Below are 13,268 nucleotides of genomic sequence, written 5' to 3'. Positions count from 1 at the left end.
CCCCTGATCGTTTGAGCCAAGGAGTAGCGCCGATGTCCAAGCGACCGGACGAGACCTGGTACCGGCTGCGGGAGTGGACCCATGGACAAGCCCCCTCAGAGCGCCTTGCCGCGCAAGTTCTGCTCGCCGAGGGCTACAAGAATCTCGACCCCTCTCGCCCGCTTGGCGGGCCGGACGGCCGCCGAGACGCTATCGCCGATCGCGACAGGAAGAAATGGATCATGGCCGTGTACTTCCCCCGCGGGCAACAGAGCGTCGGCGCAATCAAGAAGAAGTTCCTGGCGGACTTGGCCGGCATCGATTCGAACGGTGCCGACGGCATCGCCTTCGTCACCAACCAGGAGCTGACGATCAACGAACGGGACAGGCTGGTTGGCATGACCGACAAGGCAGTCGAGTTGTACCACCTGGAGCGCTGCGTTGCGGTGCTCGACCAGCCGCGCATGGGTCCGGTTCGTCGGCAGTTCTATCTAGAGGACGAGAATGCCGAGGAGCGGCGACACGCGACACTGACAGGTGGTGACACCTACGCGCACGTCATGCTGTACCACTTCGACCTCGTCGAAGCGGTGGCCCAGCAGTTCATCGTCATCAAGGACGGCGAGTACCCGCTCTACAACGTCAGCATCCGGATCATCGACATGGACACCGGCCAGCAGCAGTACGCGCAGGAGTGGGGCGACGTCGATGCACCCGCCTATTTCCGGTCAGCGAAATGGTCGTTGAAAGACGAGAACTACCTTCGGGTGTTCTTCACAGCCCGGAATGGTCACTGGCATCAGGACCTGATTCTCATGCGTTCCGAGCAGGACAGATGCTGGCTCGCGGCGACGAGGGTGTTCGGTCTCCAGCAAGCCCCTGATCTCCAGCACATCGACACCGAGTTCCGGGGACGGTTCGGCGACCCCGTATGGAAGCCCTGACGACTACCGCCCCGACCTGGGCCGACCGAACCGTTCGACCACATTCCTCGTGTTCAATAACCGAGAAACATGGGACGGATACCACCTCGTGCGCCCTGCGGGGGTGGGGATCCCACTGTCGTTGAGCACTCGGCAGATGGCACGGTATCCAGTTCCACCCCGGTGCATTTCGACGATCTTGCTCACGACGTCGTCGGGACACAGTCGGGGCCGCCCCCTGCGGCGTGGCGCGGTCATCGCTGGGACCGGCGCCGCAGTTGGCGGCCTTGACTCCGCGGTGAGCGCCGAACGCGAAGTACGGCGGCCACCAACCACAGAAGCGCCTCAAGAGCTGCCTCGAACAACTGGATTGCTCGGTCCCCGCGGGCGTCCGGGCAGAACAGAGCAACGAGGGCAGCGACCAGGGTGAGCAAAGTCATTGCGACCAACGGTGTCAGCACAATGGCCCCGAGCAGCTGGGATGCAGTTCCCCAGGCGAAGGTGGACAGGTCCAGCAAGGTGCACTCCTGTGGCGAGCACGGGGAGCGCACGGTCTATCAACGTGGGATGCGCTTGCCCCGCAGGTGGTTTGGAGGTGAGGAAGCACCTGCGGTGTTGGGGCCTCGGCATACGCGTGGTGAGGCAGCGACAGCCCTGCCCGGGTATCCGGGTACAAGGAGTCGCTCGGCAAGGACACGAATGGCGGCAGAAGCCGCTTGGCTTGCTTCGGCGGAGAGGCAGCGTCGGGGTACACCCAGCGCTTCACCGAGTCCAACGACCGTGCCGACGGTGAACAGTTGTGCCCGAGCGCGGTGGTAAGTGGTCTCCGCTGCGCGGAGCAGGACCTCCAGTGCGTGGTGGAACGCCGCGCGGGATGCCTCCGAGCCAGGGGACGCACCCGCTCGGATCATCCTGCGGCGTCGTTGCAGCCAGTCTGCAAGCAAGCGGTCGTCGCGCCTCGGGTAGCCGCCTGCGGGTGCCACGGGCGGCAAGACCACACTGCCCATTGCCAACGCTTCGCGGGCGAGCCTTGATGCCTGCTGGAAATTGAAATCGAGATAGACGGCATCCGTGGTGAGCGCGGACTCGGTTCCTACTCTGCCGAGCGCTCGACGTTCAACGTCAGTGAGAGCAAATCGGAGTGTGGCGGACCGGAAAGATCCAGAGCGGTGCAGCCACCTGATGCCATGTCGGGATTCACTTAGGCCATCAGCGTGGAGATGCGCCTGATGCTTGTCGAGGTGGCACATTTGGATGAGGCTGCGCCGCACCATCTCCTTGTTGAGTGAGCGCAAGATATCGAGGAACGCACTGTTGTCGATCTGAATGAAGCCAGCGGCTTTCCGCCATCGCACGTCGGACTTTGAGGTGTCGTGCCACAACGCGAGCATGTTCAGGCGCTCGATCTCATGATCGAGCGACACCACGGACGCTGTCGGGGTCATGTCGTCAGCGTAGAGGCGCGTTGGCTCTGTTCCGCTAATTTCTGGTCGAAACCAGGTCGGACTACGTCGTTTCGGCCGCCGCGACTGCTGCAGTGGTGGTCACTGGTCCCGCCCCAGTCCAGGTCTCGCTGTGCTTGGACCGCTCACACGGCCTCGTGTGTCCCCGCGGCCGTGCCTCGCCGCACGGCTGCGGCTGTGCGGCGCAACCGCCAGACGTGGCAGCGCTGCCACCGCTGGCCTCCAGCAGGTGTCGCGACGCCTTCATCATTGAGAACCTCGCTGATCTGCGAATCCGACAACCCGTCCGCCGACATCGCCAGCACCCGTTCCAACACCACGGTCGGGCACAGCATCGGCCTACCTCGCCCCCGCACCGCACTCACCGACGACCACCTCGCCGCAGCATCGCCAGCAGATCGCCCAGCACCAGCTGCGCCCGGGCGGACCGCTCGCCACCAGCCAGCACCGCCACCAACGCGGCAACGACCACCAACACCACGATCACGATCACCGGCAGCGCCAGCACCCACCACGGCATGGTGGGCTCAGGCTGCGCCGCCACGAACAGCAACAACGAGAAAAACACGCAATCCTCCTGCGCGAGAACGCGGGACAGCGTGCGAACGTACCTAGACGCGCACCAATCCCGCAGGTTGACAAGAAAGCTGGGCCAACCTACGGACATTCGGGCCACGAGTAAGGCGACGGCGCGCAACGAACAACCGGCCAGGCGGCTCACTCGCGCACAAATGACGATGCAACAACAATGCCCGAAGCTGATCGAGCGCGTGAATCAACGAATAACGACACCGGTAGTAGTCCGACGGTAGATGATCCTCAAGACCCACCACCCGCAGCGGCTGGGCCGGATCTACATCGTCAGGCAGCCACCCGCTCACGGCACGACGAAGGTGGCTACTCAGCCTTTCGCAGTCCAAAGCAGCTCTGACAGAATCGAATACGAGGAAGCCTCGCGGTTCTACATGGCCAGCCGCGTGCAACTCGACCTCACGCTCAGGTGTCAGGCTCTCCACCCACACGACCACATGACCCATATCCGTGCGTGAAACCAGATCAAGCCCCACATCGAACCCGGCACTTGACCACGGCTTGTCGGAGTGACCCAGCAGACGCTCCAGCAGGACAGCAGTGTCGGGTTCGGGTGTACTCCAACGAAGAGGGCGGCCTAGTTGAGCCCAACGCCAATGCCAGAAATGCTCTGCAACACGGATCATCAGCTCATACCAAGGCAATTGACGCGGGTCGATATCGTCCGGCGACGCCACCTCGCCCCAGTCCCATCGATGGAAAGGGCGCAGGTGCGGCGGCCAATCGCGGGGATTGCTGTCCGCAAGGGACAGCATCGCATCAATCGACGCTCCAGCCGACAACACCATGATCCGAGACTAGCTCCGGCTCAACAGTGTTCGTATATTCGAGTGCTCGCCCGTCAGCAGAAGCCTTGAGCTTCTCGTGGCTGGCGTGCTTGCCGCGCGGTACCGGTGCTGCGCGGATTTTGGCGATCGCGGCCTGTAGTTGGCTGGTTTTGACCTTGATCTCCGCGATAGCGGCGTCGAGGTCTGGGTTGTCATGCATTCAGCGGATCCGCGAACTCGGCCCGCATGGCGGGATCGTTGCCGATTTTCTTCACAGCGTCCAGGGGACTCGTCGATCCGAAGTACGACTTCATCGTCGCTTTGGTCGGGTCGGCTCCCCGGGCTCGCAGCAGGCGGACAGTGCCGATCGGGTCCGCGCCCGAGGACATGATCGCGCAGTAGAACGCCTGGCTGCTGGGCGAGAGCCTCGCCCTCGGCTCTGTCGGTGAAGATGCTTTGGAAGTCTGCTTCCGGGTTCGTTCGTGCTGTCTGGTTAGCGAAATACCGACTGCTGCTTTCCGTTCGGGGTGCTGGCCTTCGCTCCAGGGGTAAGCGCCAGTCGTCGTTGATCCGGTATTCGAAGGCGACGAGCCTGCCAGTGAGCTGGTCGCCCAGTTGCATCCGTCGCCGCTAGTTGAGCTGCAACGTGATTCGCAGCTGTCGCGTTCCACCCCCCGTCCACGTCCGCTGTTTCGAGACAAGCCCCACTCGCCCATACCGAGAATTCGGTGCCTGGATTTGGAAGCGGATGGCCGAGTCGCGGTCACCAGAGCCACTCGATGATACGGGTGCCGAGTTCGCCCAGGGCGCCGCTCACGACCCAGACGCCAGCGGTGGCCGAGGCAGTTACCAGCGGGGTGCGGACGCGGTGCCAGCATCGGGATATCCAGTTCGGTCCGGTGGGGTTGGAGCAACCGGGGGACTGTTGGGGGGTGGTGTCGGTCATCGGGTGGTCTCGCTTCCGGTCCGTGTGGGTTGTTGTGACCATGAAGCGGTGCGGATTCGATACCGTACAACGCGTCGATGCAGCTACGGTGGGGTGAAATCGCATGTAGGGACAGGTTTCTCGTTTCCGTCGAGTCGGGTCGAGTCGGGTACGAGTCGAGGAAGGAGACGCTGGGTGGGTGAGCAGGCGACCACAGCCTGGCGGGGGGCGGCACGGGAACGGTTCGTGACCGATCTGGCTGCGTTGCGTACTCGGTCTGGGTTGAGTGCGGGCAAGGTCTCGCAGTGGATTCGGCAGCGTCGTAACCGGTCGGTGTCGGCGGCGACGATCAGTGACTGGTTCAAACCCGATCCGCGTATCCCTCGTGGTGACGAGGATTTCGGACTGGTGTTGGAGTGCCTGCACACTGCGGCATCGTTGCCGTGGCCGGGGACCGCGCAGGCCCACTGGAGGAGGCTGCGCGCTGCCGCCTATGCCGAATCCCGATCGGCCACAGGTACCGAGGGTCTGGCAGCTGACCGGGATCAGGTTGTCGTAAAAGCACTGTCAGAGACGCCAGCGGGGGTGGCAGCGAGCGATCTGGCGCTGGTCGCCGCCGAGCGGGATCCGCAGCTGGGGCTGCCGCTGGCCGAGGTGGTTGATCCGTTCCTGTTGGAGGTGCACGAGCCGATCACCGCCGACCGGGCCGGTGAGCATCAATCGGTGTTGCCGCCGTATGTGCGTCGTGTCCACGATGACCGCTTGGCCGTGGTGGTGGGTCGGGCGGTGGCGGGTGAGAGTGGGGTCGCGATCTTGTTGGGTGGGTCCTCAACGGGCAAGACGCGGGCGTTGTGGGAGGCACTGGCCCCACTGCGTGAGCAGGGTGGGTGGCGGTTGTGGCATCCGCGGTTTCCGACTCGTCGACAGGATTTCGACGAGTGTCTGTCGCGGGTAGGGCCGCGGACAGTGTTGTGGCTCAACGAAACCCAACGCTATCTGCCGGTTTCGTCACCCGAGGAACGCGAGCGGGCCGCCACCGCGCTGAGCAGGCTGCTCACCGATCCTCGCTGCGGACCGGTATTGATCCTGGGCAGCCTGTGGCGCGAGCACTACAACACCTTGTGCACGGACGCGGTCTCGGAGACCCGCAAATTGCTCAACGGAGTGATCATTGACGTGCCGCCGACGTTCACCGGCACCGATCTCGAAGCGATGCGACGCGCCTCTGGCAGCGATGCGCGGCTTGCGCTGGCGTGTGAGTCGGCCGAGGGCGGGCAGATCACCCAATATCTGGCTGGCGGGCCGGAACTGATCGACCGCTATCGACGTCAGGTCTCGGTCTCGGCGCAGGCGGTGATCGAGGTAGCGATGGACGCGCTGCGGTTGGGTCACCCCAACACGTTGCCGTTCACCCTGCTGCGCGACGCCGCAGCCGCCTACATTCCCGACACCGTCTGGGATGGGTTGGGGGAGAACTGGTTCGAACTTGCCCTTGCGGAGACAAGCCGGAACTGTAAGGGGGCGCGGGGGCCGATTACCCTGATCCGTGATCGACCGCTGTCCTCCGGCACCAGTCGCGCGGCTAGGCGGAGTGGGGTGTCGGTGGTCGGGGAGCCGGTGTATCAGTTGGCCGACTACCTCGAACAGTTCGGGCGCAGCGAGCGCGCAAACCTGATTCCGCCGATCGGGTTCTGGGAAGCCGCCGCTGCCCACACCCAGCCGAATCACCAGCACACCTTCGCCGACGCTGCATCGGATCGTGGCCTGTACCGCGACGCCGCTCAACTATGGAAGAACGCCACCGGGCACGGCGAGATCGAAGCGGCGAGATCCCTCGTAGCCAAACTCCATGCCCTGTTCCACAACGACCATCGACCCGCCGCGTGGGCTGCTGCTCATGTTGCTCTCGACGACCCGCTCGAGGTGGCTGGATTGTTGGATCAGTTTCAGCGAGTGGGGGCCGAGGAGCAGGTAAGCGCGTTGGCGGAGCGGGCCGCTGCTCACTTCGTCCTCGACGACCCACAGCGCGTGGCCTTGCTGTTGGAAAGGTTACGGAAGGTGGGGACCGAGGAGAAGTTGCCGGTGCTGCTGGCTCGCGATCCCGCTACTCACGTCGCCCTAAACGACCCATATTGGGTGGCTCGGCTGTTGGGCGTGTTGTGGGAGGTGGGGGCCGAGGAGCAGGTGCGGGTGTTGGCGGGACGGGCCGCTGTCCATGTTGCCCTCGACAACCCAGACGGAGTGGCCGAGCTCTTGGACGGGTTGCGGGAGGTAGGGGCCGAGGAGTTGGCGGAGGTGTTAGCGGGGCGGGCCGCTGCTCACATCACCCTCGACTCCTACAACGTGACCGTGCTGTTGGACGGGTTGCGGGCGTTCGGGGCCGAGGTACAGGTTGGGGTGTTGGCGGAACGAGCCGCTGTGCATGTCGCCCTTGACAACCCGGAACGGGTGGCCAGGCTGTTGGGCGCGTTGTCGGCGGTTGGGGCCGAGGAGCAGGTGCGGGTGTTGCTGGCTCGCGATCCCGCAGTTCATGTTGTCCTCGACGACCCGACAGGGCTGGCCGAGTTGTTGGGCGTGTTGTCGGAGGTGGGGGCTGAGGAGCAGGTGGGGGTGTTGGCGGAGCGGGCCGCCGTCCATGTTGGCCTCGACAACCCAGCCGGAGTGGCCCGGCTGTTGGATGGGTTGTGGGAGGTGGGGGCTGAGGAGTTGGTGGGGGTGTTGGCGGAGCGGGCGGCTACGCATGTCGCCGTCGACGACCCGTATCGGGTGGCCGTGCTCTTGCGCGGGTTGCGGGCTGCGGGGGCTGAGGAGCAGGTGGGGGTGTTGGCGGAGCGGGCGGCTACGCATATCGCCCTCGACAATCCGGAGAGGGTGGCCGTGCTCTTGCGCGGGTTGCGGGCTGCGGGGGCTGAGGAGCAGGTGGGGGTGTTGGCGGAGCGGGCGGCTACGCATATCGCCCTCGACAACCCGTACAAGGTGGCCGTGCTGTTGGGCGGGTTGCGGGCTGCGGGGGCTGAGGAGTTGGTGGGGGTGTTGGCGGAGCGGGCGGCTACGCATGTCGCCCTCGACAACCCGTACAGGGTGGCCGTGCTGTTGGGCGGGCTGCGTGAATTGGGCGCCGAGGAGCAGGTGCGTGTCCTATTGGCCCGCGATCCTGCCGCTCGTGTCACCCTCGACCAGTCGGAGGAGGTCGCCATGCTGTTGGGAGCGTTGCGCTGGGTGGGCGCCGAGGAGCAGGTGCGTGTCCTATTGGCCCGCGATCCCGCCGCTCACGTCACCCTCGACCAGTCGGAGGAGGTCGCCACGCTGTTGGGCGGGTTGCGAGCGGCGGGCGCTGAGGAGCAGATAGCGACTATTTGTGGGCGGCTGCCAGCCGCAGGCATGTTCGAACTGTACTTGGACACCTCGCCTGAGTTGAAGAAACAGCTGCTCTTTGGCCGGGAGCCGGACGGAACTCCTGCCGAGGCATGGTCGTGGAGCGATCTGGCGTAGGGCGGTGCGGTGGGTTCAGTCGTGCGGATGTTGCAGTTCTAGCGGATTGACCTACGCCAGCGAATTCCTTTGGCGCCCTCCACAACAGCCCCGCTGACTTGGATGAGGTGATCGAGAGCCTCACGATGTTGCTGCCATGCGTTCTCGACTGCGTCCTCATCCCGCTGATCTTGTCGCCAAGCTTTGCCCAGCGCCCCACCTGCAGCCTGCATGTTCTGCAACGCATCGTGCAGCGCTTCATCCCTGCAAGCGACCTTCAAGCGGGCTTCGGCCAGCCGGTATTCGGCTAAGGGCCACTCGGATACAGGCCCCCGTAACCCGAGTGCGCGCTCCTCCCATACCCGATTCCGGATATCTTCCTCTAGCGCAATCACCTGCGCACACTGCTCCGGGACGAGGTCAACGAGTGCGTTTCGCCGGTCTGCCAGCCGTATGGCGTACTGGCCAATGATCGCGATCAAACCCCCGGTGACTGCCCCAACCAAAACGAACCAGCCTTGCATGACTTCAGTGTCCTGGAGCGACAGCGCGGGTGCCAGGTCCTCCGCACTTCGGTATTGTCGAGCGCTCAAAGGAGGCGGTAGATGCTCGGGCGGGCGGCGAGGTCGAAGCGGGAGGTGATCGAAGTCGATTACGTGGATCGCGTCGGTGATGTCGTGTATCGGGTTGCGTGGGGTGAAGTCCAGATAGCAGGGCGCCGTCGATGACTCGGAGCAGGTTCAGGCGACGATGTTGGCGTGGGAGCAGACAGTCGCCGCCGATCGCGAGCATGACCTGATGAGCCCTGGCGACAGAATATGCAGCAGCCCCAGTCTTTCCGGTGTGGATGATGGGCTCAGACTACCTCTATCTCGAATTTTTGTTCGAGGTCGTTGAGCATTGCTTGTAGGGGTGCCCAGCAGAGTCCGACGCTGTCGTTGTCGAAGTCGGGGTTGTCGGCGAGTTCTTTGCCGGGGTGGATGTAGTTGCGGAAGTTGCGGACGGTGTGCATGAAGGTTTTGGCGTCGAGTTGTATCCATCCGCAGGCGTGGGCGGTGTCGATCAGTGAGGCGAGGTTGGGGTGGGGGTTGGTGGCGAATTTTCCTTTGCTGTCGACGAATTTGTTGTTGCGGCAGCGGTCGTCGCGTTCGGTGAGCATTGTGAGGAGCATGCCTTCGACGAGGCTGCCGATAGCGATGACGGCCATGGTGTATGCGCCGTTGCGTTGGCAGATTCGGGCTTCGCCGGCTCGTTTGGTGAGTGTTTCCGCTGTTTGCTGGTTGCCGATGAGTCGGTGTATACGGGTGTCGAGGTCGTGGGGTTCGGCGTTGAAGGATCCTGTTCCGTTGGCGCCGAGTTCAGCGATCACGGGTCGGCCGCCGGTGTCGAGGATGGTGAGTCCCTCGGCGGCGAGTACGGTGTTGACGGCGTCACGGAATATTTGTGCTGCCGCGTGCCCTTCGTCGTATTCGAGGGGGTCGCAGACCCGGCACAGCAGACGTTCGAGATCGCGGTCGGGATCCTCGCGTTCGTCGAGTTGCTCGATGAGCCAGGGGATCCGGGGTGTTCCATCGTATTCGGGGGGATTCTGCCAACCGGCTTGTGCAAGTAGCGATTCGAGTTCGCGGCCGGTTCGTGCGTAAGGTCCGTCAGGGTCGATGATGATTCGCGCCAGTCGTTCCACGGTCTTGGGATCCAGAGTGGCCATTTATGATTCTTCCTTGTCTCGTATGCGCTGAGCTTCGTCGAGCGCGCTGCTCAGACGGGCGTCGATCTTGCTGCCGCGGCGTTTGAATCCCAGATCGGTGCGGATCTGCCGTGTCCGTTCCTCACGGTCGAGTAACAGTCCATCCGACATGCGCCACAGGAACATCGCGACCACCTGTTGGTGGGTGTAGCCGTCAATCGGTAGGCCGGGGTGGACGTCGGGTCGTGGCAGGGTCGGGCGGGCGTGTGTCGGGAACTCGGGGACAGAGCGCTGCGGCGTGGTGGTTTCCGGGGTGGGCTTCGTATCAGCGAGTTGGACGGCGCGTTCCCAGGCTTCGATGGTGCGGCGTAGTTCTTGTTCCGGGTGGGTGAACCAGGCTGATGCCCAGATGCGGTGGAATCGCCAGCCGAGTCGTTCGAGGTGTTGTTGACGCAGCCGGTCTCGGTCTCTGGCGCTGGTGCTGCGGTGGTAGCTGTCGCCGTCGGCTTCGACGGCCAGGACCATGTGGCCTGGTTTGTCGGGGTGGGCGAGTGCGAAGTCGATGCGGTAGCCCGAGACTCCCCACTGTGGGATCACTGCGATGCCGTGTCCGGTCAGTCCGTCGAGGATTGCTTGTTCGAAGCCGTTGAGGTCGGTCGCGGTTGGGCGGGCTACCGGGTCGGTGTGGCCGTGGTGGCTTGCGGCTTCCAGGTAGCGGCGCAGCATTTCTGTGCCGGTCATTCGACCGTCGGGTTGCAGGGCGCCGGGTGGAAACGAGCAGACAACGGTCATGCGCCGTTTGGCTCGGGTGACCGCGACGTTGATGCGTCGTTCAGTGCCTTCGTGGTTCAGCACGGCGAAACCCTGCTTGTTGACACCGCCTGTGGCGTTCTTCGCGACTCCGACGCTGAGGATAATGGCGTCGCGTTCGTCGCCCTGGACGGTTTCGATGTTCTTGATGAAGAAGCGTTGAGTGGGCCCGTGGTCCTCGGCGAAGAACTCATCCAGCTCCGGCCTGTGTTCACGGGCTCGCCGAAACGCCATGTCGAGTTTCTTCTGATGTGTGACGCCCAGAGTGATGACACCGAGGCTTTCGTGTGGCTGGTTCGCGGCGTGCTCGAAGACCAGTTCTATGACTCGTTCGACTTCCGCGTCCGCGGATCCACGTTCACCGGGATGGACTCGGCCGTCGACGGTTTCGAGTCGCACTGGTGGGTCGGTGCGGGCTCCGGGGAAGGTGACCAGTTCGCGGTCGTAGATTTCTTCGTTGGAGAATTGGATCAGTCGTTCGTCCTGGCTGCGGTAGTGCCATTGCAGGCGGCAGCGGTTGGGGATCAGTGGCTGGAGCGTGGTCAGGATCGACTCGTAGTCGCGCAGTTCCACATGGTCGTTGTCTTCGGGGTCTGCGTCGTCGGTGTCGGCGCGGTCGAAGAACGTCGTCGGTGGCAGTTGTTTGTCGTCGCCTGCGACCACGAGGCGTCGCCCGCGCATGATCGAGGTGATCGCGTCGTGGGGCTGCACCTGGCTGGCTTCGTCGAAGACGACGATGTCGAACAGCTGTTGTGCGGGTAGCGCTTGGCTGACCACCAGCGGCGACATCGCCCAGCACGGACGCACCGCCAACATAACATTCGGTGCTTCGGAGACCAGTTTGCGGACACTGCGGTGGCCCCGCTTCTTCTTCGCCTCGCTACGTAACAACGTGTACTCGGCATGGTGATCGATACTCACTTGCTGAGCGGCGCTCGCGACCTGGCGCAGGATTCGACGCACCGCGAGGTCTTGATGGTCCTGATCGCTGTGCTTGAACCGCTCCACGAGCTGGCTGTGTGAGTCGACCTTGAACTCGCGCAGCGGCTGGCAGGTGAGCATGAACTCTTCCTCGAGCGAGCGCATCAGCGCATGTCGGAATAACGTCACCGACTGTTCGGGATCGACAGCGCGAGTAGCGATCTCGTTCAACAGCGCCTCCAGTCCAGCGTTGCGCAGCCGCGCCCACTGTGCGGTGAGATCGGGCAGGAACGGAACCATCGCGCGATCCCCGGCCAGCACCTGCAGCTCCCGGTCGATCTCGTCGAGGGGCTGCTGATCCAACGTTAGACTCGCGCACATCGCGATCGCCGCCAGCTGCTCCCTCAAACGCCCGTACTGATGACCGACCGCCCGGAAATCACCGATATCCGCGGGTCCGGTACCAGCACCGGACATCCGCCGCCATTGTTCGAGCTGGTCGATGACCTTGGTGACCTCCACCCGCAGAACGGACTTGTCGGTAATACCAGCACGGTTGTGCCGCAGCTCTTTCAGCAATGCTGATCGGCGCCGCCACCCCAGTTTCGGTTCCTGACCGCGGCGCTCACGCCACGACATCGTCGCCATCTGATACTCGGCCAGCGGGCGGGCGAAGATATCACCACCCAGTGTTGCCGCGCTGTCCGACATCGCGCTCAGCAGGTTCAGAGTGCGGTCCCATCCCTGGAAATCGCGTGGCTCGGGCAACCCCACCTGCGCGACCAGCTCTCGCATGCTCGTCTGGCTGTGGCGCAGTGTGCGGGTGGTGACCTCCTCCAACTGCGCCAGCACCTGGCGCGCGTCCTCGACCGTCGACACACGCGCCCTCCACCATGGTGATTCTCGGCGAATGAGCCGCAGGCCACCGTTGGCAACGAATTGCTGAAGATCCTCCTCGATAGCCCGACGCACCTCCGGGGTGAAATGGGTCAAGGTCCCCAACCGCAGGGTCGTCTCGATACCGCCGCGTGATCGCACCAGCGCCTCCCGCACCTGATACGGGCTCAACTGCCACGGTGCACGGCAGGTGTGCACAGCCTGCACAAAGTCATTCAACTTCCTGCGACTGCGCTCCAACTCCCGATCCAGCTCCGTGCCTTCGGCGACAGGAACGCGAACCAACTGCTCGAAGCTTTCGGCCAACTGCGCCGCCACCGCGCGACCAGTGACCCTGGACTGGTGCAGATCCAGCACCAAACCACCCAAACCGATCTCGGTGAGCCGATTGGTCACCGCCTCGATCGCGGCGCGCTTCTCCGCCACGAACAAGATCTTCAACCCCGCCGCAGCCCCCGCCGCGATCAGATTGGCGATGGTCTGACTCTTCCCGGTCCCCGGCGGCCCATCGATCACCACATGGCGATCGGCCAGGGCTGTTGCCACCGCACGATACTGGGACGAGTCCGCGTCCAAGACCAAGTAGTCATCCCGCGGTCGAACAGCATCAGGCGCAGCGGGTGTGTAGAGACCACCCGTGCCCGCATCCACACCAGTGAGCCCACCACTTGCAAGCGCCACGATCAGGTCGTGCTCGGCAAGCAACACCGCCGCGGACATCAAGTCATCGACCATCGGCAGTTTCGAGTAATTGCAGATACCGACCGCGACCATCGCCGCCAGATCGAGAGTGACTCCGTGCTCACCAGCGGCGTCGGCGATCACACGAAATAC

The 13,268-nt window shown here is 63.9% G+C and carries 12 protein-coding genes; 3 read left to right on the top strand and 9 right to left on the bottom strand.

The genetic code is table 11. From position 1 onward, the window contains the following. Nucleotides 1-32: 32 nt before the first annotated feature. The gene (locus ACQP1T_RS26750) at nucleotides 33-923 is read left to right on the top strand and encodes a hypothetical protein (protein WP_433755827.1); all 891 of its coding nucleotides are present in this window, start codon (nucleotides 33-35) and stop codon (nucleotides 921-923) included. A 3-nt stretch (nucleotides 924-926) separates the two neighbouring features. Here ACQP1T_RS26750 and ACQP1T_RS26745 read toward each other — a convergent pair whose 3' ends face one another. The 7 genes from ACQP1T_RS26745 to ACQP1T_RS26715 form a co-directional block, all read right to left on the bottom strand. Next, nucleotides 927-1,160: a recombinase family protein gene (locus ACQP1T_RS26745; protein ID WP_433755826.1), complete on the bottom strand. Its 234-nt coding sequence runs from the start codon at nucleotides 1,158-1,160 to the stop codon at nucleotides 927-929. A 299-nt stretch (nucleotides 1,161-1,459) separates the two neighbouring features. Further along, nucleotides 1,460-2,347: a hypothetical protein gene (locus ACQP1T_RS26740; protein ID WP_433755825.1), complete on the bottom strand. Its 888-nt coding sequence runs from the start codon at nucleotides 2,345-2,347 to the stop codon at nucleotides 1,460-1,462. A 143-nt stretch (nucleotides 2,348-2,490) separates the two neighbouring features. Further along, nucleotides 2,491-2,730, bottom strand: a complete 240-nt coding sequence (locus ACQP1T_RS26735) for a hypothetical protein (protein ID WP_433755824.1) — start codon at nucleotides 2,728-2,730, stop codon at nucleotides 2,491-2,493. Continuing rightward, the gene (locus ACQP1T_RS26730; protein ID WP_433755823.1) at nucleotides 2,727-2,933 is read right to left on the bottom strand and encodes a hypothetical protein; all 207 of its coding nucleotides are present in this window, start codon (nucleotides 2,931-2,933) and stop codon (nucleotides 2,727-2,729) included. Before ACQP1T_RS26730 ends, ACQP1T_RS26735 begins: the two co-directional genes overlap by 4 nt. Before the next feature lie 43 nt (nucleotides 2,934-2,976). Continuing rightward, on the bottom strand, nucleotides 2,977-3,744 hold the full coding sequence (locus tag ACQP1T_RS26725; RefSeq protein ID WP_433755822.1) for a hypothetical protein: 768 nt from the start codon (nucleotides 3,742-3,744) through the stop codon (nucleotides 2,977-2,979). Then, entirely contained in the window at nucleotides 3,716-3,943 is a 228-nt protein-coding gene (locus ACQP1T_RS26720; RefSeq protein WP_433755821.1) for a hypothetical protein, read from the bottom strand. Before ACQP1T_RS26720 ends, ACQP1T_RS26725 begins: the two co-directional genes overlap by 29 nt. Further along, nucleotides 3,936-4,112 (bottom strand): hypothetical protein, encoded by a 177-nt coding sequence (locus tag ACQP1T_RS26715; RefSeq protein ID WP_433755820.1) that lies wholly within the window; start codon nucleotides 4,110-4,112, stop codon nucleotides 3,936-3,938. Before ACQP1T_RS26715 ends, ACQP1T_RS26720 begins: the two co-directional genes overlap by 8 nt. Nucleotides 4,113-4,843: 731 nt before the next feature. On the opposite strand from ACQP1T_RS26715, the gene ACQP1T_RS26710 reads away from it, so the two are divergent. Next, nucleotides 4,844-8,140 carry a hypothetical protein gene (locus tag ACQP1T_RS26710; RefSeq protein ID WP_433755819.1) on the top strand — a complete coding sequence of 1,099 codons (3,297 nt, stop codon included), beginning with the start codon at nucleotides 4,844-4,846 and terminating at the stop codon, nucleotides 8,138-8,140. 98 nt (nucleotides 8,141-8,238) lie between these two features. Then, nucleotides 8,239-8,430 carry a hypothetical protein gene (locus tag ACQP1T_RS26705; protein WP_433755818.1) on the top strand — a complete coding sequence of 64 codons (192 nt, stop codon included), beginning with the start codon at nucleotides 8,239-8,241 and terminating at the stop codon, nucleotides 8,428-8,430. Between the two features lie 545 nt (nucleotides 8,431-8,975). Here the strand turns inward: ACQP1T_RS26705 and ACQP1T_RS26700 are convergent. Continuing rightward, nucleotides 8,976-9,827: a hypothetical protein gene (locus ACQP1T_RS26700; RefSeq protein ID WP_433755817.1), complete on the bottom strand. Its 852-nt coding sequence runs from the start codon at nucleotides 9,825-9,827 to the stop codon at nucleotides 8,976-8,978. Next, a complete protein-coding gene (locus ACQP1T_RS26695) occupies nucleotides 9,828-13,259 on the bottom strand; it encodes an AAA domain-containing protein (RefSeq protein WP_433755816.1) in 3,432 nt (1,143 codons plus the stop codon). Nucleotides 13,260-13,268 lie beyond the last annotated feature (9 nt).

Source organism: Nocardia sp. CA-135398, from assembly GCF_050955845.1.
In the GTDB taxonomy this organism is placed as follows: domain Bacteria; phylum Actinomycetota; class Actinomycetes; order Mycobacteriales; family Mycobacteriaceae; genus Nocardia.
Note: the sequence above shows the minus strand (reverse complement) of the source record. Positions and strands in the feature narration are given on the sequence as shown.

Coding starts and splice junctions, on each gene's coding strand:
- ACQP1T_RS26750 (WP_433755827.1), top strand. CDS start 33: ATGTCCAAGCGACCGGACGAGACCTGGTACCGGCTGCGGGAGTGGACC.
- ACQP1T_RS26745 (WP_433755826.1), bottom strand. CDS start 1,160: ATGACCGCGCCACGCCGCAGGGGGCGGCCCCGACTGTGTCCCGACGAC.
- ACQP1T_RS26740 (WP_433755825.1), bottom strand. CDS start 2,347: ATGACCCCGACAGCGTCCGTGGTGTCGCTCGATCATGAGATCGAGCGC.
- ACQP1T_RS26725 (WP_433755822.1), bottom strand. CDS start 3,744: ATGGTGTTGTCGGCTGGAGCGTCGATTGATGCGATGCTGTCCCTTGCG.
- ACQP1T_RS26720 (WP_433755821.1), bottom strand. CDS start 3,943: ATGCATGACAACCCAGACCTCGACGCCGCTATCGCGGAGATCAAGGTC.
- ACQP1T_RS26715 (WP_433755820.1), bottom strand. CDS start 4,112: ATGTCCTCGGGCGCGGACCCGATCGGCACTGTCCGCCTGCTGCGAGCC.
- ACQP1T_RS26700 (WP_433755817.1), bottom strand. CDS start 9,827: ATGGCCACTCTGGATCCCAAGACCGTGGAACGACTGGCGCGAATCATC.